This is a genomic window from Bifidobacterium tibiigranuli (assembly GCF_009371885.1).
Taxonomy (GTDB): Bacteria; Actinomycetota; Actinomycetes; order Actinomycetales; family Bifidobacteriaceae; genus Bifidobacterium; species Bifidobacterium tibiigranuli.
In genome coordinates this window covers 1-20,264 of record NZ_QLZA01000009.1, presented here as the reverse complement: position 1 = coordinate 20,264, position 20,264 = coordinate 1, and the positions used below count along the sequence as shown (strand labels likewise).

Genomic DNA, 20,264 nt, shown 5'->3' with positions numbered 1-20,264 from the left:
ACTTTTCAAAAGTGTATTTGTATATTGGGAATCGTTGGAATTATCTCTCCACCACCCAGTCGCGCTCAAGCAGTGCCGTGAGCGCCCACAGGATCGAGACGACATCGATGGCCTCCTGCAGGAAGGCGCCCACGACCACCGGGATGAGATTGAAAGCGGCGGCGACCATGCCGAGAAACGCCAGCGCGAGTCCGATGATGACGGCTTGCAGCATGACCTGCTTGGTGCGCCGCGCGATGGCGATGGCGCGCGGCACGGCGGCGATGTCGTCATTCATGATCACCGCCTGCGCCGACTGGGATGCGGCGGTCGATGTGCCGTCAGTGATGGCCACGCCGATATCGGCGGTAGCCAGCACCGGGGCGTCGTTCACCCCGTCACCAACCATCATGGTGATGGGACTGGCGGTCGATTCGCCGCGCAGCCGCGCACGGATTGACGCCGTAAAGCCAAGGCTCCTGCCTCCGCTACGGCTGCGTTCGCTGGTTCCTGCGCGACCTCGTCCACGCCCGCTGGCTTCGGCTCGATTCGCCTGCGCAACGGGCTGTTCGCGCACGGCGACTGCTCTGAGCTTGTCTTCCGGCAGCAAGTCGGCGTGCACGTCGGCGATGCCTACGCTGTCGGCAACGATATGGGCCGAAGCCGCATGGTCGCCGGTGAGCATGGTTAGGCGCTCAACGCCAAGTGAGCGCAACTGATCCAAGGCTTCTCGGGCATTGGCGCGCGGCACATCCTTGAGCACGATGCGCGCGGCGAGCCGCCCGTTCACCGCCACATAGGTGACCATCTCGTCGGGCGCGCGCTGCCCGAATCGCGTCACCGGAAATGCAGCGGCGGGGCTGCTGACGTTGTCTGCGCCGCCATCCTGCGCGGAATCCTGCGTCGCAATCACGTAATCGAAGCGGCCGACGCGCACCGGCACGCCGTCGACCTCGCCGCAGACCCCGTTGCCGGCATCCTCGCTGACATGGCTGACGACCGGATAGCCTCGGGGCGAATCATACTGGCCGCCGGTCTGCTCCGCGAGGCGATGCCGGGCCTGCTCCCCCGCCGCAGCGATGCCCTGGGCAAGGATGTGCACCGAATACGTCTCGATCGCGCCGGCGAGCGCGAGGATGTGATCCTGGTCGAAATCGCCATAATCGTTGTAATTACTGCCATCGCTGCCGATGCCGGCGCTGCCGACTTGACCGCCACCGAACCCACCAACCAGATCGACGCGCGCGACCTGCGGCGTCTTGACGGTCAGCGTGCCGGTTTTATCAAAGAACACATGCGAGACCTGACCGAGATTTTCCAGCACATCCTGCGTCTTGATCAGGATGCCGGATTTCGCCAAGCGCCCGGTTCCAGCCATATAGGCCACCGGAGCCGCGATGAGCAGCGGGCAGGGCGTCGCCAAGACCAAAACCTGCGCGAATCGCGTGGCATCGCCGGAAACGAGCCACGCCACGCCTGCGATCAGCAACGCAAGCACGGTGAAGGGCACCGCCAGCCGGTCGGCGGTTCTGACCACGGCCGCGCGGGATTCTTTGGCGGAGGTGACCAGATCGAGTATCCGCTGATACTGCGAGTCCTGGGCCAGCTGCGTCGTGCGCATAGTGAGCGTGTTCGAGCCGTTGACCGCGCCGGACATCACACGCGCCCCTGCGTACATTTCGCGCGGCACCGGCTCGCCGTTGATGGTGCTCAAGTCCAGCGTGGCCGAGGCGCTGAGCAGCTCACCATCAACCGGCACCGTCTCCCCGGGCAGCACCACGAGCACATCGCCAAGCCGGACCTCTTCGACAGGCAGCGTGTGGAAATGCGATGATGCTTCGGATTCTGGCTCGGCATCGGCCTTCTCGACGGGCGCATCCGCCACGCCAGCTCCCGCCCCCGCAACCGCACGGAACGCCGCCCGCCCATTGCCAGCCTTATCTGCATCCGAACGCACCCCGATGCCCGGCAGGTCGACCACATGGGCGTTGCGCGGCGCGGCGCTGGCCAACGCGCTCAGGCTGCTTTCCGCCTTGGCCTGCGCGTATTCCTCGATTGCCTCGCCCGACCAGACCATGAGCACCACGGCCCAGCTGGCCCAGTATTCCTGCATGGCAAGCGTGGAGAGTATGGCGAGCACGGCGAGCACATCCACGCCGACGCGGCCGCTACGCAAGTCCCGAATCATGCCGGCGAGCGCGTCCACAACGGTGTAGGCCACCAAGGCAATGACGAATACTTGGCCCAGCGAAGGATTCACGACGCCGAACCATGGCTGCCACAGATGTACGTCGCTCAGCACAGCGAGGGGTATCGCGCAGAGCACGGTGAGAGGAAGTAGTGGGACTCGTTGAATAAGAGCGATGGCGTTACGCATCGTTTCTCCTTACGCTCGCATACGGGCTGCGCGGCAAAGCACAGCACTGCAATCACGCCTTGTTAACCCACCGGAGGCTTTCGAAAGAATGCATCGCGATACACGGCGTAAAGATAGACATATTCAGTTGTATTGCACATCATCAACCGTTCGTACGGTTGGGAACCAGCTTACCAGCAAATCGCCGCCGACAAGCCGCAGACGGGTCTCCGACAACCCCGTTGCCGAACTAAGCGTACGTTTTACGCCATGATCACGAGACGCATATCAGAAAACGTACGATAACGACCGCTCAGCGTACGTTTTCCATTATGGACTCGTGCAAGGTGCCATAAAACGTACGCTGACGAGCCGTGAGTAGGCAGGCTGAGACGCAGCCACCGTCCACCCCGCGATTGGCTGGTGCGCAAAGTGGCCGATTGGCCCTATCGAAATGCCACGCTGCGACCGTACACTGTCGCTCGAACGGGACAAGTGCGCCCGATTCCGTCCGCACCAAGGCTAGACCCAGGCGCTAGCCACGGGCGCGAGCGCGACATCGACATGAAAGGAGCGGCCTTATGGATGGCGACCGCGTATCACTGAACAGAAACCTCGCCCAGATGCTCAAGGGAGGCGTCATCATGGATGTGACGACGCCGGAGCAGGCGCGCATCGCCCAGGATTCCGGTGCCTGCGCCGTGATGGCTCTGGAACGCATTCCTGCGGATATCCGCGCTGCGGGCGGCGTCTCGCGCATGAGCGACCCCGGCATGGTGCGCGGCATCCAGGAGGCCGTATCGATACCCGTCATGGCCAAGGTGCGCATCGGGCACACCGCCGAGGCCCGCATTCTGCAAGCCATTGAAATCGACTACATCGACGAGTCCGAAGTGCTCACGCCCGCCGATGACGTCCATCACATCGACAAAACCGGCTTCGACGTGCCCTTCGTGTGCGGCGCAAAGGATCTTGGCGAGGCGCTGCGCCGCATCGGCGAGGGCGCGGCCATGATTCGCACCAAGGGCGAGCCGGGAACCGGCGACGTGGTGCAGGCCGTACGCCATATGCGCACCATGAACCGCCAGATTCGCGCGCTGGCCTCACTGCGCGACGACGAGGTCTTCGAGGAGGCCAAGCGTCTCGCCGCGCCTTACGATCTGGTGCAATACGTGCATGATCACAGCCGCCTGCCCGTGGTCAACTTCGCGGCCGGCGGCGTCGCCACGCCCGCCGATGCGGCACTGATGATGGAGCTGGGTGCCGAAGGCGTGTTCGTCGGCTCGGGCATATTCAAGTCGGGCGACCCGGCGAAGCGCGCGGCCGCCATCGTTCAGGCGACTGCGAACTGGCAGGATGCCGCGCTGCTGGCGCGACTCTCGGAGAATCTCGGCGAGGCGATGGTGGGCATCAACGAGAACGAGATCACCACACTTATGGCCGCAAGAGGCGAGTGATGGTCGTCGCGGCGCAATACATCGGCAAGCGCAGTTCAGGTGACCAGTCGCGCTCGGTGACGGGCATCCTCGCAGTGCAGGGCGCGTTCGCGGAGCACGCGGAGATTCTGGATCGCCTTGGCGCTCCGTGGCGGCTACTGCATTCGGCGAACGACTGGGACGACTCTATCGCGCGGGTGATTCTTCCGGGCGGGGAAAGCACGGTACAGGGTCGGCTGCTGCGCCTGACTGGACTGTTCACGCCGATTGCGGAGCATATCGCGCAAGGCCGGCCCGTGCTCGGCACCTGCGCGGGGATGATTCTGCTCGCTCGAACAATCGAGAACGAAGGCGCGGCAGACACGGCATCGCAAGGCGCTGCGTTTGCCGCCGCTGCGCGCAACGACACTGCAGCTGACGACACTGCGTCTAGCAGCAGCGTGCATAGGCATGCTGCACATGAAAGCACCGCGTATTTCGGTGCGCTTGACGCCGTGGTGCGCCGCAACGCCTACGGTCGTCAGCTGGGCAGCTTCGAAACCATCGGCTCATTCGGCGATATCCACGATCTGCCTTTGGTATTCATCCGAGGGCCATATGTCACCGAAGTCGGCCCGAAAGCCACGGTTGAATCACGAGTGGACGGGCATGTGGTCGGCCTGCGGCAAGGGTCGTTGCTCGCTACCGCCTTCCATCCCGAGCTGACGGATGACACCCGAGTGCACGAACTGCTGCTTTCGCTGTGAAGACGCAAAGCGGTTGGGTGCCGGGTGGCCAGTTTTCGTGTTTGCGCCTGTGCGATTTCCCGTTTCATGAGCGTATCTGGATGTAACTACGTTATGTGAGGCGTTATTGGGGTGCTGCGGAGGTCTATCTGTGTTATATGAGGCGCTATTCTGCGAAGGCCCGAGCACCGACGGCCAGAAACCGCCATTTTCGGCCAGCGCTACTTGGAGTGCCATGGGATTAGTGCCTCTCATAACGCAGATAGCCCTCTGCGAAGCCCGAATAGCACTACACATAAGCGAGATAGCCGGCACGTGGGATATGACCACGAGACGCAGAGCCCCCAGCCGCTCGGACGAAACGCCCGCGCCACCGAAACACCTGCATCGCCGAAACACCGTGGCGCACGTACAACCGTAGAATCGTCACAGTCCTGATTTCACAGTTTTGATTCGAAGGAGCCGGAAAGGAGAACGACGCCATGCAGGTTTCACTCGACCGGCGCAGCGATGTGCCCCTCTACCGCCAGCTCGTCAACGAGCTGCGCGAGCAGATCGTCGCGGGGCGTTTGGCCGCCGGCTACCGGCTGCCTTCGGAGCGCGAGATGGCCGAGCTGCTCGCCGTCAACCGCACCACCGTCTTGCAGGCGTATAGCGAACTCAAGGACGAAGGCCTCATTGCCTCGCATGTCGGCAAAGGCACCTTCGTGCAACGCCGCGCCAACGAACACGCCATCGCAGCCCCAACCACCGTGCCACCTGCGCCATCACCACACGCTTCGCCAACGCTCTGTCCTCTAACACCTAGCCCGCTAACGCTTAGCCCGCCGTGGCCGGTGCTCTTCAGCGATTATTCCAACCGCTTCACCTACCACGATATCGCCTCGGCGGACCGGGCGCAGAGCATGGACGGCGCCATCGACTTCGCCACCGGTTCACCGAACCCGCATGATATCCCGGACGATCTGCTGCGCGATGTGAGCCTGCACGCCTTCTCCTCGCACGATTTCGACGGCCAGCCGGAATCGCCTATCGAAGGCTTCACCGAGCTGCGTACATTGCTCGCCGACCACATGCGCGAGGATAGGATGATCCACTGCTCGCCCCACAATGTGATGGTGCTTTCCGGCTCGGAGCAAGGCCTCGATCTGTGCGTCAGAGCATTCGTCAATCCCGGCGACTGCGTGCTCGTCGAAAGCGCGACCTTCTTCCCGGCGTTGCAGGCCTTCCGCTCGGCTGACGCGCGCATCATTAGCGTGCCGACGGACGAATCGGGCATGCGCACGGAGCTGCTTGAGGAATTCTGCGCGCGCTTCCATCCGAAGCTGATCTACACCATCCCGACCTTCCACAACCCCACCGGCTCCACGATGCCGGCCCAGCACCGCCGCGAGCTCATCGAGACCGCGATGAAATACCAGTGCCTCGTCATTGAGGACGACCCTTACGGGGAGCTGCATTACGGAACTTCAATGCCGCCGACTCCGCTCAAAGGCATGGAGAACGCCGGATACGTGATCTACCTGTCGACCTTTTCGAAAACGGTGACGCCCGGCCTGCGCACGGGCTGGCTCATCGCCGACACGCATGTGGTCGCGCGGCTCGCGGCACTGCGCCGGATGGTCGATCAGCACACGAGTTCGTCCTCGCAGCGCATCTGCATCGAGCTGCTGCGCGGCGGTCGCATCCGCCGGCATATCGAGGAAATTACCGGCACGTACCGACTGCGGCGCGACGCGATGTGCGATGCCCTGCAACGCTATGCGCCGCCAACCGCCCAGTGGAACGTCCCCGAAGGCGGCTACTACGTATGGCTCAGCCTACCCGAAGGCCAGCGTTCGCAAGCGCTGCTGGAAGCCACACGACCGTTAGGCGTCACCTTCATGCCGGGTGGGGTATTCGACGTGGATGGCACGGATACCCGCCACATCCGCCTCAATTTCGTGCGTCCGCATATGGACCAGATTGACGACGGCATCCGGCTGCTGTGCTCCGCTATGAACAGCAGCGAGCGAGCATAAGCATGAGCGAGGGGCGAAGCACATAGCCTGCCGCCCCCTCATTCACCACCGGTATGCAGCCGTATCACGCGGCTGTCATAGCCGGTCGGGCGCTGGTGGTCTGGTTACCACAGGCCGAACGGGTCATTGAAGCCGCCACCGTTGCCGCTCCCGCCGCTGCCGCCGTTGCTGCCATTGCCGCCGTTTCCGTTCTGGTTGCCGCTGCCGGACTGGGTGCTGGCGGAGGTGGATTCCTGCTGGTCCAGCGTCACTTCGACGTCGATGGCCTTGGAATCGCGCACGACCGTGAGCTTCACCTTGCTGCCCAGCGCCGATGCGCGGACAAAGCCCAGCAGCGAGTAGGTGTTGTTCACCGCGTTATCGTTGAACGCGACGACGGTGTCACCAACCTTCAAACCCGCTTTGTCGGCTGGGCTGCCGGAGACCACCTTGGCGATCTTCGAGCCGCCACGGGTCACGCCATCGGCTTGGGCGGTCGCATCCCCGATGGTCACGCCGAGCTGCACATGCTTGACCGAGCCATTGTCGATGATCTCCTGCGCGACGCGCTTGACGAGATTCGACGGAATCGCGAAGCCGATGCCGATGGACCCTGCCTGCGAACCGGACGTGGCCGTGGAGGCAATCGAGGAGTTGACGCCAATCACATTGCCTGCCGCATCGAAGGTCGGGCCACCCGAGTTGCCGGGGTTGATGGCCGCATCGATCTGGACGGCATTCGTCACGATCTGAGCCTTGCCGCTGTCATCGAGAACCGAAACGGGGCGGTTGAGCGCCGAGACGATGCCGGTCGTGGCCGTATCGTCGTAGCCGAGCGGATTGCCGATGGCCATGACGCCCTGCCCCACAGCAAGAGAGTCGGAATCGGCGAACTGCACCGGCTTGAGATCGCTCGGCGGATTATCGAGTTTGATGACAGCCAGGTCGGTGGTGGCGTCGGTTCCTACGACCTTGGCCGTGTACATCTGGCCATTCGCCAGAGTGACCTGAATCTGCTGCGCGCCTGAGATCACATGGTTGTTGGTGACGATATGCCCGCTGGTGTCGAAGATCGCGCCCGACCCCTTGGCTGATCCATTAGCGAGCTGAACCTGGATGGAGACGACCGAACCGGAGACCGAACCGGCCACCGCAGTCCAATCAGCCGCCTTGCCCGCTTTCAAGGGCGCGCTTCCGGCACTAGCCTGGCTGGAACCGACCTCGCTCATCGAGCTGGCGCTGGGTACGCTCACCCAGCCGTTGGTAATCGCAGCATAGCCAACGCCGAGGCACAGAGCCGCGGCGACCAGCGCGGCGACGACCGCGACCACAATCGCATTCGCAGGCCGATTCGGCGCTGCGCCCGCAGGCGCTTGGTTGCCGGCAAAAGATCCCTGCGGCGGATAGCCAGGAGTCTGCGATCGTTGCGGGCCTTGCGGACTTTGCGGCTGGTTGCTTGCACCATAAGGCCTCGGCGTCCCCTGGCTTGCGTTGCCGGGCTGGCCGTTCGGACGCTGATCGCCGGGGTTGAAGAAAGGATTGGAGCCGAAGTACGGGTTACGATTCCCCTGGTTCCCCGATTGCGTTCCCGGCTGCGTTGTTCCCGGCTGCCCGGCATTGGGCTGCCCACCGGGCTGACCCGTCTGCTGGGCGTCGGAAGCAGCTGCGCTGCCGTCGCCGTTCTGCGTTTGCCCAGGCACCGGGCCGTATGCGCCGTATTCCGGGGCGGGGCGGTAGAGGGGCATCGTCGGCTGCTCTACGCCAAGGCCTGCGGTAGGAATGGGCGCGGTCTCCTGCGCGGCGAAACTCGTGGTCGCAGGGACTGGTTCGCCCGTGGCGGTTTGATCTGCGCCGTTGGAACCATTGGAATCCTCAGAGTTCTTAGAACCATCAGAGCCGGCATCGGCATTGTCGCCATCCGCATTGATTGCGCCATCGCCGGATGTGTTGGACGTGCCAGGCTCGCCCGCATTATCGCCATATACGCTGGGACTCTGCGCGGATTCCTGCCCTTGCTCACTCTGCACGTCTTGCCCGTTCTGCCCGTCCGGAGACCTTGCAAAATCCACCGTCTCCTCAGGATTCAAGCCGAGCGGCTGCAAAGAAACTGTCGGCTGCTCGCTCTGAGCCTCTCCCAAGCCCTCGACTCCCCCTTCTGGGCGATTGTGCTCTTCGGCGTCGTGCGCGGCGTTCTGGATGTTCCAGTCGCCGTCGTGTTCTTCAGCCATAGCTACTCCTTTGCATAAGATGCGACTCCAACGGCCTTTCGGACGTATCGTCGCTGTTCATCGCTATCCATAAGTAAAGATAGCCACTCTGGGCGTTTCCTGAATGTTTGTTGGAAGAAATACACCAATCCTCGGCATGTTGGCAAAACCGGGCTTGCTTGGCATCGTTTCTCGTGCGATTGCACCCGATATTGCTCACGATTACGGCCAATGCTGCATCCGCACATGCGCTGCGGCATGGCTTCGCCTACAGTGAACGATATGACCAGTCTTCTTGAGCGCCCTCGTACAGCGCGGCCCGAGCACCCCGATCAGCCGGACCAGTCTACCCAGCTGCCCCAGCCCGAGCACCCCGATCAGCCCGGCGACCGCAGCGCTTTCAGCTTCGAAACAACCACGCGGCTACCTGATTCGGCACAAGGCAAAGGGCGCGGCGGGGCCCGCTACGGCCGCACCGGCGTCATTCACACCCCGCACGGCGACATCACAACCCCCGCCTTTGTGCCCGTCGCCACGCAGGCCGCCATGAAGGCCGTGCTGCCCGAGCAGATGCGCGAGCTGGGCGCGCAATGCCTGCTATCGAACGCCTTCCATCTCTTCGAGCGCCCCGGCGAGGACGTGCTTGACGAAGCTGGCGGCTTGAGCCGGTTCATGAACTGGGACGGCCCGACCTTCACCGATTCCGGCGGATTTCAGGTGCTTTCCTTGGGCGCGGGGTTCAAGAAGACGCTCGCGATGGATGTCAAGGGCATGAAGTCGGACGACGTGATCGCCAAAGGCAAGGAGCGGCTGGCCTTCGTGGACGAGGACGGCGTGACTTTCAAATCGCCGCTCAACGGCTCCGAACACCGCTTCAGCGCCGAGATTTCCATGGGCATCCAGCATAGGATCGGGGCGGATATCATGTTCGCCTTCGACGAGCTGACGACGCTGATGAACACGCGCGGCTATCAGGAGCGTTCGGTCGAGCGCACCTTCCGATGGGCGCGGCGCTGCGTCGCCGAGCATCAACGGCTGACGCAGACGCGCGTCGGCAAGCCCTATCAGGCGCTCTACGGCGTGGTGCAGGGCGCGAATTACGAGGACTTGCGCCGTCATGCGGCGCAGCAGATCGCCTCGCTTGATTTCGACGGCGTCGGCATCGGCGGGGCCATCGAGAAGCGCGTAATCGGCGACACCTGCGCCTGGATCTGCGACGAAATGCCGGAAAGCCGCCCCCGGCATGTGCTCGGCATCGCAGCCGTGGACGATATCTTCGCCTGCGTGGAGAACGGCGGCGACACCTTCGACTGCGTCGCACCCGCGCGCACCGGCCGCAACGGCGCGATCTACACGCGCGACGGCCGCTACAACATCAAGCGCGCCGCCTACAAGCACGACTTCGGGCCGCTCGAAGAGGGCTGCAACTGCTACGCCTGCACGCATTATTCGCGTGCCTACATCGATCATATGCTGCGTGCGCATGAGCTGAACGGCTTCACCCTTGCCACGATTCACAATGAGCGCTTCTTCGTGAAGCTGCTCGACGATATCCGCGCCTCGATTGACGGCGGATACTTCGACGAATTCCGCGATGAGTCGCTCGCGCGGTTCTATGCCAACGGCAGCCGTGGATGACATCAACTCATTGGGGGAGCCGTCGCGCAATCTCGGTCTAATAGAATCGAAGCAGAAGAGATATGGTCATAGCCCATATGCGAGAGGGGAATCATGGTTCTGCGTGATTTGGTTGGCGACAGCGACTTGCGCGGTGCGATAGCCGAGCGCCACTCCGTGCGCATGTACACCGATGAGCCAGTAGCCGATGAAGCCCTGGCGACGCTGCACGAAGAAATCACGGCCTGCAATGCGGCATCCAGCCTGCATATCCAGCTGATCAGCGGACTGGATGATGCATTCTGCGGCTATCCGACCCATTACGGCAGATTCCGCGGAGTCCATAACGCCATCGCCCTGATTGGTGCAGGCAGCGGCATCCCTGATCTGAGCGCGTCTGCGAATAATATGGCTTCCCATGAGAGTGGCAGCCAAACTCACGGCAGCCAAGCAGCAAGCAACGCAGAGGAAATCGCCCTGCAGACCAAAGTCGGCTACTACGGCGAGCTGCTCTCCCTACGCATCGTCCAGCTCGGCCTAGGAACCTCATGGGCCGTGCTTGACAACGCGAGAGAAGGCTGGTGGAGCCTAGGCGATGGCGAGCACATGATCTGGGCGCTGGCCTTTGGCCACCCCGCACGCCCCGGCGCGAAGCATCATACCAAGCCAATGGAGCAGCTATGCGCGCTGCCTGAAGGCATGGAGGTCGCACAGGCACCCGAATGGTTTGCGCAGGGCATGGGTGCGGCTATGCTCGCGCCGACCTCGCTCAGCCAGCAGCCCTTCGTCATCGAGCTGCACCGCGACACTACCGTCAGCGCCCGCGCCACCGAAGGCCTCTTCGCCCACGTCGGCCTCGGCTGCGCGATGTGCAACTTCGCAATCGGCACCGCCCCGCACCACGTCGTCTGGCGCTAGCATTCGTACGCCTTATTGCAACTCCCCTTGGAAGAGCTCAGCGTGGGATCCTATACGAACCAGGCGGATTATCGAGCGTCCCTGACGGTGCCAATACAGCACCAGCACATCAATATCACCCGCTACATGAAATTCCCAATGCCCATTATAGTTGCCACCCGGATTGGTGAGAACATGCGGCGAGTATCCGTCTGGCAAGGTTCCATGCTCTTGGAGGTAATCAAGAGCGTCATCCAAATCATCCACCAGTTCCGGATGCTCATTGGCAAATTTCGCGTAGTCTGCGTCGAAGCGCGAATCGAACTTGATGATATATGTCACTGCGCGGACTTTCTTAACTCGCGCAGATGCGTACGAGTCGCCTCCCTCGTGGTGCTTGCCGCGGCGTCATCGGCGATAAGCCCCAGCTCTTTCGCCTCGGCTTCGACAATCGCCCGCCTGGTTTCCTCGTTCGGCACATATTGCCGCTGAATGGTCCGCTTCGGCTCAAACGGCATGCCATTTTCCCGAATCGACTGGCGCAGGAACACATTCACAGCGGTGCTCAGGCTCATGCCTAACGATTCGTAGAGCGCCGCCGCCTCAGCCTTAATATCGTCATCAACCGTCGCTATCAGCTTGCCCATATCACACCTCAGTTCAAAGTACCCAATACTATACCATAACTATATCAGAACGATATAGTATTGGATACTTATCAGCACCTTTTAGATACCGAACTTACTGGTATCAAATGGAAGCAAAAATGGATGCGCGCAACGCTCTGACAGCTCAGCAAGCCGACCCACACAATGACTTGCAACGGCTCGGCAACGCCTCACAGCGCTCCGAGCACTGCTTCCACGCTGGCTTTGGCGTCGCCGAAGAGCATCGAGGTGTTGTCGCGGAAGAACAGCGGGTTCTGCACACCGGCGTAGCCGGTCGCCATCGAGCGCTTGAGCACAACGACGTGCTTCGCCTTCCACACTTCGAGCACGGGCATGCCGGCAATCGGGGAATTGGGGTCTTCGGCGGCCGAGGGGTTGACGGTGTCGTTGGCGCCGATGACGAGTACTACGTCAGTATCGGGGAAGTCGCCGTTGATTTCGTCCATTTCCAGGACGATGTCGTACGGCACCTTCGCCTCGGCGAGCAGCACGTTCATATGCCCCGGCAAGCGTCCCGCCACCGGGTGGACGGCGAAGCGCACTTCGATGCCCTGCGCGCGCAGGCGCTCGACGAGCGTCGCCACGGCGGTCTGCGCCTTGGCGACGGCCATGCCGTAGCCCGGCGCGATGATGACCGAATGTGCTTCCTTGAGCTCTTCGGCCACATCGGCGGCCTGCACTTCGTGGTATTCGCCCTCGACCTTCGCCGCAGCCGCCTTGGGAGCGTCGCCGAATCCGCCGAAGATGACAGCCATGAACTTGCGGTTCATCGCCTTGCACATCAGGTACGACAGGATCGCGCCGGAGGAGCCGACGAGCGAGCCGGTGATGATGAGCAGATTGTTGTCGAGCATGAAGCCGGCAGCCGCAGCCGCCCAGCCGGAGTAGGAGTTGAGCATCGAGATGACGACCGGCATATCGCCGCCGCCGATCGAAGCGACCAAATGCAGACCGAGCAGCAGGGCGAGCACCGTCATCAGCGCCAAGGCCCACAGCGAGTCGGTCATCAGGAACCATACGAGCATGGCGGCCATGACGACCAGCAGCCCAACGTTGATGGCGTTGCGCCCGGGCAGCGCGAGCGGCTTGGACTTGATACGCCCAGCCAGCTTGAGATAGGCGATGATCGAGCCAGTGAAGGTCACCGCGCCGATAAGCACGCCCAGGTAGATCTCGGACAGATGCGCGACATCATGCTCCGTGAGGAAGGAGTTGTAGCCGATGAGCACGGCCGCAGCGCCGACGAAACTGTGCAGCATGGCGATCAGCTCCGGCATCTGCGTCATTTCGACGGTGCGGGCGCGCCACGTGCCCACCGCAGCGCCGACGATGAACACGAGCGCGATGAGCAGCGCGGTCACCCAGACGGGCCGCACCGAATCGACGAGCGCGAGCACGATGGTCGCGATGATTGCCACGGCCATGCCGATCATGCCGAGGATATTGCCGCGTCGGGCGTTCTCCTGCTTGGAAAGTCCGGCCAGCGAAAGAATGAACAGCACGGCGGCGATGAGATACGCGGCCTGCGAAGCGATGGTGATGCTCATGGCGCTCACGCGTCCTTCCTGAACATGCTCAGCATGCGATAGGTGACGAGGAATCCGCCGAAGACGTTAATCGACGCGATGGCAGCGGAAAGCACGGCCAGCATGGTCACGACCGGGTTCTCGGAGCCGATCTGCAGCAGCGAGCCAATGAGGATAATGCCGGAAATCGCGTTCGTCTGCGACATCAGCGGCGTGTGCAACGAATGGCTGACGTTGGAGACCACGTAGTAGCCCACGAATATGGCCAGCACGAAGATCGAGAAAATTGCAAGGAACGCGGCATCAGTGAACGCGAGCGCCGCAGCAAGGATAATGCCGGAAATCGCCATAAGCACCGTATTGCGCTTGCGTTTGGCGGTCAGCTCGGCTTCCTGTGCAGCGGCTTTGCGGCGCGCCTCCTCTTTGAGCTCTTCCGAGCTAGGAGCAACGGGCGAGCCGTCCGTGGCGGCCTGCGTCGAAGCTGCGGATACCGCCACGGCTGGCGGCGGCCAGAGAATCTGGTGCTCGTTGGTCACCGTCATGCCGCGCTGCACCGGATCGTCCAGATTGAGCGCGGGCTTGCCATCCTTGGCGGAGGTGAGCAGCTTCATGAGATTGACGACATTGGTGCCGAAGAGCTGCGAGGTGTGCCGCGGCATGCGACTGGCAAGATCCGTATAACCAATGATGGTCACACCGTTGTCGCTAACGGTTTTGCTGCCCGGTACGGTCAGCTCGCAATTGCCGCCGCCGGTGGCCGCTACGTCAACAATCACCGAGCCGGAGCGCATGCCAGCCACGGCTTCCTTGGTGATCGTACGCACCGCCGAGCCGCGCACCAGTGCGGTCGTGATGATGATATCGGCCTTCGCGGCTTCCTCGGCGTAGAGCGCCAGCGTCGCCCGTTCCTGCTCATCGCTCAGCGCCTTAGCATACCCGGTGCTCGAGCGCTCCTGCTGGGCAGCTTTCGCCTGCACGAAGGTCGCGCCGAGTGATTCGATCTGCTCGCCAGCCTCCGGGCGCACATCGAAAGCCCGCACTTCCGCGCCCAGCGACACGGCCGCGCCGATAGCCGCGAGGCCTGCCACGCCGCCGCCGATCACGAAAACCTTGGCCGGCTGGGTTTTGCCCGCCGCAGTGACCTGCCCGGTAAACATGCCGCCGAACTCCTCAGCCGCCTCGATCACCGCGCGATAGCCGGAGACATTCGACATGGTCGAGAGCACGTCAATCGATTGCGCGCGGGAGATGCGCGGAACCGCATCCAGCGCGAGCGCGGTCACGTCGCGACTGGCGAGCGCATCCAGCAGCTCGTTGTTGGTATGCGGCGCCAGCCGGGAAATCAGCATGGCTTTGTCGCGCAGCTGCGCAACCTGCTGCTCGGCCGGTGCGTTCACCGTGGTCACGATGCCGCAGCCCCATGCCGCAGCGGCGTCGACGATGGACGCCCCGGCGTCGCTGTATGCCTTGTCGCTGTAGGACGCCTCGACCCCTGCACCTCGTTCCACCGCGACCTCATAGCCCAGCGCACGCAATTGCGTGACGGTTTTGGGCGTGGCCGCCACCAGCCGCTCACCTGCGAGCGTCTCCTTCGGTATTCCTATCATCATCGTCGTTGACTCCTTCCTGCCACAGCTCGCTGCAGCGTGCCACGGCGCAACTCCGCCCTACCGGCTGAGAGGCAGCCGGTGAGTTGAAATCCGCCGTATGGCCAATGCCGCAGCGCTTCGCCATAACTGCCTCACAGTATAGTTGCATGCTTGTCGCTTCGACCCGGATATGCCAGCTCGCGCGTTCTCCCAAGTCAGACTCGCCCAAGTGCACATTACATGCATTGCCTATAGCTATCTGCAACCGTCCAACGGACAACGCCGGGCTGCCAGCGCCGAGTCGCTAAGGCATTCAGCCACTAACCGACTCGGTCACGAACGCACCCAGTTACGAACGCACCCAATATTTGACGCCCAGCCTCTAGCACTCAGCCTTTAACGCTCAGCGTCGAGTTCACCCAACCTCAGCCGCACGTAATGCTCGAGCTCAGCCACGCCCAGCCCCTCATACCCGTTGATCGAAGCGAACTGCGGGCCATCCGACACATCGGTGCCAGTGGATCCGATATGTGCCAGCGTCGTCGCGCCGGAAGCCGTGGCAGAGGCAAGCCCGGGGACGGAATCCTCGATTGCGATGCAATACGGCATGTCCTGCTCAGCAGCACCAACCAAACGCCCAGCGGCCAAATATGGGGCCGGATCGGGCTTTTTAGGCAAGTTGTCTGACCCGCACACGAAACCGACGAACGCGCCCTTCGGGGCATGATCTACCAAGTTCTGCGCCATTTTGCGCGGCGATGCAGTCACCAGCACCGAGGGAATCCCCGCCTCGACCAGCTGCTTGAGCACGTCCTCGACGCCCTCAATCCACGGCATACACTCCACCTCGAGCTGATACACCTTGTCGACCAAGGCCTGAGAGATCTCGTCCACGGTGAGCTGCGTACCCCTTTCGACCATATGCTGCGCCGCCACCTGTATCGGCTTGCCCGAGTCCGCCCAGGCGAGTTCCTCGTCCCACTGCCCGCCATGCGCACGGGCGAGCTGTATCTCAGCCTCATGCCAGACCGGCTCAGAGTCGATCAATGTGCCATCCAAATCCCATAGCACTGCCTTGAGCATCATTGCTTTCGCCATGTCAGACTAAACTCCTTCGGTCGCTGCCGTATCTCAACCACTGCACCTTGCCCCACCGCAGTACCCGTTCGGCGGATACCTTCACATCAGCGTAACAACGGCACGCGGCAAATGAATCAATTCTGCTGAGCTGATGCGCCACGCTTCTTGGAACGCTTAGCACGCTTGGGATTTTCGGGGTGTGCAGACGCCTTACGATCATACCGGTCCGCCCATTGGAGCAGCTCGCTAATCTCGGCCTTGCTGGTCGGACGCAAAGCCTTGTTGTCGCTGAGCATCTGATTGCCACGCGCCTGAATGAAGTCCAGGTAATCATGCCGACCTGTGCGCTCGAACTGCCGCTTTGCCTCATGCAGATCGGAAAAATCGGCACCAGCCTGTCGTTCAATCAACAGACGGCCAATCATTGCTATGAAAGCAACACCAAGACATACCACCAGTGCCCACGGGGTGAGCAGATACAGTACCCCACCTAATACCATGAGACCAGTGACGAGCTTGCTCACTCCATACGTGTAGCCGGCGGGCCCGTACTCACCGCGCATCCAAGCGGCAGCGTTGGCGCGGCGCTCCTCTTTCGTAGTACCTGACTGCGTGCTGCGACGCTTCCATATCATGGGTGACCTCACGATTCCTTCTTTATTGTTATACAAGGTTGAAGGCAGGGTGTCGGCAAGTCATTATGACTCCTGACACCCTGCCGCAGGTTGCGGGCTGTGCCATTCACCGATTACATCCACCGATGGTGATGGCACAGCCCGCAACCTTGCTCGGCTTTTCAAGCCGAGTGAATACTCAATCTCACAGGCCGAGGAACCCGCTCCAGTATCCGAGGATACCGATAACGAACATGCCGAAGATGATCCATATTGCGTTGATCTTCTTCTTCAGCAGCCACATGCACAGGAAGGTGAGCAGCAGCGCCGCCATGCCTGGCAACAGCTGGTCGAGCACGCTTTGCAGTGTGGTGGTGACCAGCTTCCCGCCAGCGGCATGGTAGGAGGCGATGATCAGCGGGAACTTAATGGTCGTCCACTTGGACACCAGGGAACCCATGACAAACAGACCCAGCACGCTAGCTATCGCCGTGAGCCTCTTGAGCTGTCCGCCGCCAAGATTGCTGACGATGGACGTGCCGCGTTGGTAGCCGAACTTGAAGCCATACCAACGGGTCGCGATACGGATGATGTTGATGCCGAAGAAGAAGAGCAGCGGGCCCAGAATTGAATGCGCGAGGGCCAGCGAAGCACCCAATGCAGCAAGCACCGGGCGGACCGTGCCCCAGAAGACAGGATCGCCGACGCCCGCGAGGGGGCCCATCAGACCGATCTTCACGTTGGTGATGTCGGAGTCTTCAATTTCTCCGCCCTTGGAGCGTTCCTCTTCCATAGCAGCCACTACGCCGTAAATCGGGGAGGCGATCCACGGGGTGGTGTTGAAGAACTCGAGATGGCGCTTGAGCGCTTCTGCCTGATCATGCTTGGTGTGGTAGAAGCGCTTGATCGTCGGCATCAGCGAAACGGCGACACCAATGGCCTGGAAGCGTTCGAAATTGAACGATCCAAGCATGAAGGACGAACGGAAATACGTCGAAATATAATCACGCCTCGTCAATCCGCCCTCATGGGATGCGGGATTGGCTTCGGTCACGGCGGCCGTGGTAGTTGTTGTGCTCATGATTACTCCTTAATTCAATTCGTCGTCAAGATCGTCATCAAGCTCAGAGCCGCCCGCGGCCACGGCGGCAGCTGGCTGAGGCATCTGGATGGCGTTATGGTAGATCGGGTTGAGCTGAACGTAGATGATTGCAAGGCAGGCGCCCATAATACCGAGACCAACCAGGTTGTAATTGCTGAACGTGGCGATGACGAAGCCGAGGAAGAAGAACGGCATCAGCGACTTGGCCTGCATCATGTTGATCACCATGGCGTAGCCGACGACCACGATGAAGCCACCGGCCACCTGCAAGCCTCCGGTCACCACCTTCGGAATCGCATTAAGTGCATCGTTAAGCACGCTCGTTCCCGATACGGCCGCCACGACGGCGGTCGGAATGGCGACGCGTAGGCCCTGCAACAGCAGGGCACTAAAGTGCATTATCTCGATGCCTCTAAAGTTGGCCTGCTCAGCGAACTTGTCTGCCTGATGCTGGAAGAACACCGCGATCGAACGCACGAAGATCGTAAGCACCTGACCGGCTGCGGCCAGCGGGACCGCGATGGCGATGCCAGTGCCCACGCTCTGGTGGGTGGAGATGACGACGACGGACGCGATGGTCGAAGCCAAGGCAGCGTCAGGTGCCATAGCGGCGCCGACGTTCATCCAGCCAAGCGCGATAAGTTCCAAAGAACCACCCAGCGCAACGCCAGTCGACAAGTCGCCGAGCACCAGACCCATAAGGGCGCAAGCTACCAGCGGACGATGAAATTGGCGTTCGTCGCATACGCTCGCCATGCCGGCGACCAGCGAGACGAGGATGACGAGCACCATTTGTACTGCGGACATATCCCTATCCTTCTCTTAGATCTTCTCTTAAATGAGGTTCTTGGCCTTGAGATCGTCCATCATGTCGGAGTGCGAGCTGCTGGGCAGCTGGCGAACCTCTAGCTTGATGCCACGACGATGGAGCTCCTGGAACGCCTCGATTTCAGCCTTGCCGACCGACACGGACTCAGTGACTCGCGTCATCCCCTCCTTGTAGGTGATGCCGCCCACATTCACCTCGGTGACGGGAATGCCGCCATCCATCAGGCGAATGACGTCCTGCGGAGTCTCCACCACCATGAGTACATCGAGATCGGCGTACTTCGGGTTGTTGTACACGCGAAGGGTCTTCGCGATGTCGAGCACGAAAGTCTTCGTGGGCTCGCGACCGACCTGCATGAGCAGTGTCTTGCGCAGGTTATCATGGGCCGCGCTATCGCAAGCCGCAATCATCGTCTGCACGCCGACAGTACCCACCCAATTATTGGCGATCTGCCCGTGGATCAAGCGCGAATCGATACGCAGTAATTTAATCTTCATTACAGTTCATCTCCTTCTTCATCTGCTGTTGAAACTGTGGTCTGCATCTGGCTGTACGTGCGAATGCCCGAACCGCCAGCCGCAATTGCAGCCTTGACAAGCGTCGGAACATCAGCGCCGTTCATGCCAGCGCTCACTTCGATGAGCATCGGCAGGCTTACTCCGGTCACCACATCGACTCCCGGGTGGACGGCCGCGAATCTGGCAGCCGCGTTGAAGGGGCTTCCCCCAAACAGGTCAACCAGGAACAGCACATCTGGGCCAACCCGCTTGTACGCATCCTCGTATTTGGCCAGAAGATCGTCAGGCCCTTCGGACTTGGTGAAATCCACCGCCTCCACATTGTCCAAAGGCCCCATGATCATCTGGGTTGAAGCCAGCAAAGCCGGCGCTAATTCGCCATGTGCAGCGATTATGAGAGCAACCATTGCTCACTCCTTTTGTATGATGCGATCTGACATCATCGTCATCGCCCATGCCAGTGAAAACCGGCATAAACAACATTGTACTAAGTAAGTTCAGTAAAACTTGGCTTGGCAGCCTATACGGGCACCTGCTCGCTCACCGCCGCCCGCAACCACATATGACCTATAGCCCACATTATGGCAACGTTGGCATCAGAGCCCCTAAGGCATCAAACCTTGAGCATACATTGCCTCTTTCCTGCAGTGCGCTGCGCCCGCGCCGACAGCTTCTCGACCCAGCACTGGGAACGAACAGCACATCCGCACACACAACACATGTAAGTAACTATGCAATCCCAATCAAGGACCTCCGCTCTCTACCTTTACCCCCGACTTTGGGAGCCACAACGATAGAGCAGGGAAGCTCAAGACTGAAATCAAAAGTCATCATAAACCTTGTTAACATCAGCTCGCAACCTGCAAGGCATTCGGTGTGTTTTGCGTAACGCGAAAAGCACATAACCGTTGCGTTTTACACGCTAACGCGGCCCTACCGTATAAAAGGCTACGCAAAACTGCCATTGAACGTTACATTGTGCACGGCAGGGGTCGGGGGTGCGGACGGAATGTTGGAGATGCTTTTTGTTGCTTGCGTGTGATTATGCCATGAGGCCGTGAGAGCGCCGGTGCTGGTCGGGGCTCTGGTAGCCCAGGCCCTGCCTGATGCGCTCCGCGTTG

At 61.4% G+C, this 20,264-nt stretch carries 17 protein-coding genes; 5 read left to right on the top strand and 12 right to left on the bottom strand.

The window, feature by feature from the left end; all coding sequences use genetic code 11:
• Positions 1–40 precede the first annotated feature (40 nt).
• Positions 41–2,356 carry an HAD-IC family P-type ATPase gene (locus DDF78_RS08455; protein WP_152580129.1) on the bottom strand — a complete coding sequence of 772 codons (2,316 nt, stop codon included), beginning with the start codon at positions 2,354–2,356 and terminating at the stop codon, positions 41–43.
• 560 nt (positions 2,357–2,916) lie between these two features.
• On the opposite strand from DDF78_RS08455, the gene pdxS reads away from it, so the two are divergent.
• The 3 genes from pdxS (at position 2,917) to pdxR (ending at position 6,517) form a co-directional block, all read left to right on the top strand.
• Positions 2,917–3,792, top strand: a complete 876-nt coding sequence (pdxS, locus tag DDF78_RS08450; protein ID WP_152580128.1) for a pyridoxal 5'-phosphate synthase lyase subunit PdxS — start codon at positions 2,917–2,919, stop codon at positions 3,790–3,792.
• Positions 3,792–4,517 (top strand): pyridoxal 5'-phosphate synthase glutaminase subunit PdxT, encoded by a 726-nt coding sequence (locus tag DDF78_RS08445; RefSeq protein WP_152580127.1) that lies wholly within the window; start codon positions 3,792–3,794, stop codon positions 4,515–4,517. The genes pdxS and DDF78_RS08445 overlap by 1 nt, the downstream gene beginning before the upstream one ends.
• 461 nt (positions 4,518–4,978) lie before the next feature.
• Complete coding sequence (pdxR, locus tag DDF78_RS08440) at positions 4,979–6,517, top strand: MocR-like pyridoxine biosynthesis transcription factor PdxR (protein ID WP_152580126.1); 1,539 nt, start codon at positions 4,979–4,981, stop codon at positions 6,515–6,517.
• Between the two features lie 104 nt (positions 6,518–6,621).
• On the opposite strand, the gene DDF78_RS08435 is transcribed toward pdxR, so the two are convergent.
• Positions 6,622–8,724 carry a trypsin-like peptidase domain-containing protein gene (locus DDF78_RS08435; RefSeq protein WP_152580125.1) on the bottom strand — a complete coding sequence of 701 codons (2,103 nt, stop codon included), beginning with the start codon at positions 8,722–8,724 and terminating at the stop codon, positions 6,622–6,624.
• Positions 8,725–8,985: 261 nt separating this feature from the next.
• On the opposite strand from DDF78_RS08435, the gene tgt reads away from it, so the two are divergent.
• Both tgt and DDF78_RS08425 read left to right on the top strand, forming a co-directional pair.
• Positions 8,986–10,341 carry a tRNA guanosine(34) transglycosylase Tgt gene (tgt, locus tag DDF78_RS08430; RefSeq protein ID WP_152580124.1) on the top strand — a complete coding sequence of 452 codons (1,356 nt, stop codon included), beginning with the start codon at positions 8,986–8,988 and terminating at the stop codon, positions 10,339–10,341.
• 93 nt (positions 10,342–10,434) lie between these two features.
• On the top strand, positions 10,435–11,238 hold the full coding sequence (locus DDF78_RS08425; protein ID WP_237564616.1) for a nitroreductase family protein: 804 nt from the start codon (positions 10,435–10,437) through the stop codon (positions 11,236–11,238).
• A gap of 12 nt (positions 11,239–11,250) precedes the next feature.
• On the opposite strand, the gene DDF78_RS08420 is transcribed toward DDF78_RS08425, so the two are convergent.
• The 10 genes from DDF78_RS08420 to DDF78_RS08375 all read right to left on the bottom strand — a co-directional run bounded on the left by DDF78_RS08420 (position 11,251) and on the right by DDF78_RS08375 (position 19,550).
• Entirely contained in the window at positions 11,251–11,559 is a 309-nt protein-coding gene (locus tag DDF78_RS08420; RefSeq protein ID WP_152580123.1) for a type II toxin-antitoxin system RelE/ParE family toxin, read from the bottom strand.
• Positions 11,556–11,864 (bottom strand): type II toxin-antitoxin system RelB/DinJ family antitoxin, encoded by a 309-nt coding sequence (locus DDF78_RS08415; protein ID WP_152580122.1) that lies wholly within the window; start codon positions 11,862–11,864, stop codon positions 11,556–11,558. The genes DDF78_RS08420 and DDF78_RS08415 overlap by 4 nt, the downstream gene beginning before the upstream one ends.
• 191 nt (positions 11,865–12,055) lie before the next feature.
• The gene (gene pntB / locus DDF78_RS08410; RefSeq protein ID WP_152580121.1) at positions 12,056–13,432 is read right to left on the bottom strand and encodes a Re/Si-specific NAD(P)(+) transhydrogenase subunit beta; all 1,377 of its coding nucleotides are present in this window, start codon (positions 13,430–13,432) and stop codon (positions 12,056–12,058) included.
• Positions 13,433–13,437: 5 nt separating this feature from the next.
• Positions 13,438–15,021 carry a Re/Si-specific NAD(P)(+) transhydrogenase subunit alpha gene (locus DDF78_RS08405; protein WP_152580120.1) on the bottom strand — a complete coding sequence of 528 codons (1,584 nt, stop codon included), beginning with the start codon at positions 15,019–15,021 and terminating at the stop codon, positions 13,438–13,440.
• 375 nt (positions 15,022–15,396) lie between these two features.
• On the bottom strand, positions 15,397–16,098 hold the full coding sequence (locus tag DDF78_RS08400) for an HAD family hydrolase (protein WP_237564615.1): 702 nt from the start codon (positions 16,096–16,098) through the stop codon (positions 15,397–15,399).
• 116 nt (positions 16,099–16,214) lie between these two features.
• On the bottom strand, positions 16,215–16,604 hold the full coding sequence (locus tag DDF78_RS08395) for a hypothetical protein (RefSeq protein WP_152580119.1): 390 nt from the start codon (positions 16,602–16,604) through the stop codon (positions 16,215–16,217).
• Between the two features lie 295 nt (positions 16,605–16,899).
• The gene (locus tag DDF78_RS08390) at positions 16,900–17,775 is read right to left on the bottom strand and encodes a PTS system mannose/fructose/sorbose family transporter subunit IID (protein ID WP_152580118.1); all 876 of its coding nucleotides are present in this window, start codon (positions 17,773–17,775) and stop codon (positions 16,900–16,902) included.
• A gap of 9 nt (positions 17,776–17,784) precedes the next feature.
• Positions 17,785–18,603: a PTS mannose/fructose/sorbose transporter subunit IIC gene (locus DDF78_RS08385; protein ID WP_152580117.1), complete on the bottom strand. Its 819-nt coding sequence runs from the start codon at positions 18,601–18,603 to the stop codon at positions 17,785–17,787.
• Positions 18,604–18,630: 27 nt separating this feature from the next.
• A complete protein-coding gene (locus DDF78_RS08380; protein WP_152580116.1) occupies positions 18,631–19,122 on the bottom strand; it encodes a PTS sugar transporter subunit IIB in 492 nt (163 codons plus the stop codon).
• A complete protein-coding gene (locus DDF78_RS08375) occupies positions 19,122–19,550 on the bottom strand; it encodes a PTS sugar transporter subunit IIA (protein WP_152580115.1) in 429 nt (142 codons plus the stop codon). The genes DDF78_RS08380 and DDF78_RS08375 overlap by 1 nt, the downstream gene beginning before the upstream one ends.
• Positions 19,551–20,264 lie beyond the last annotated feature (714 nt).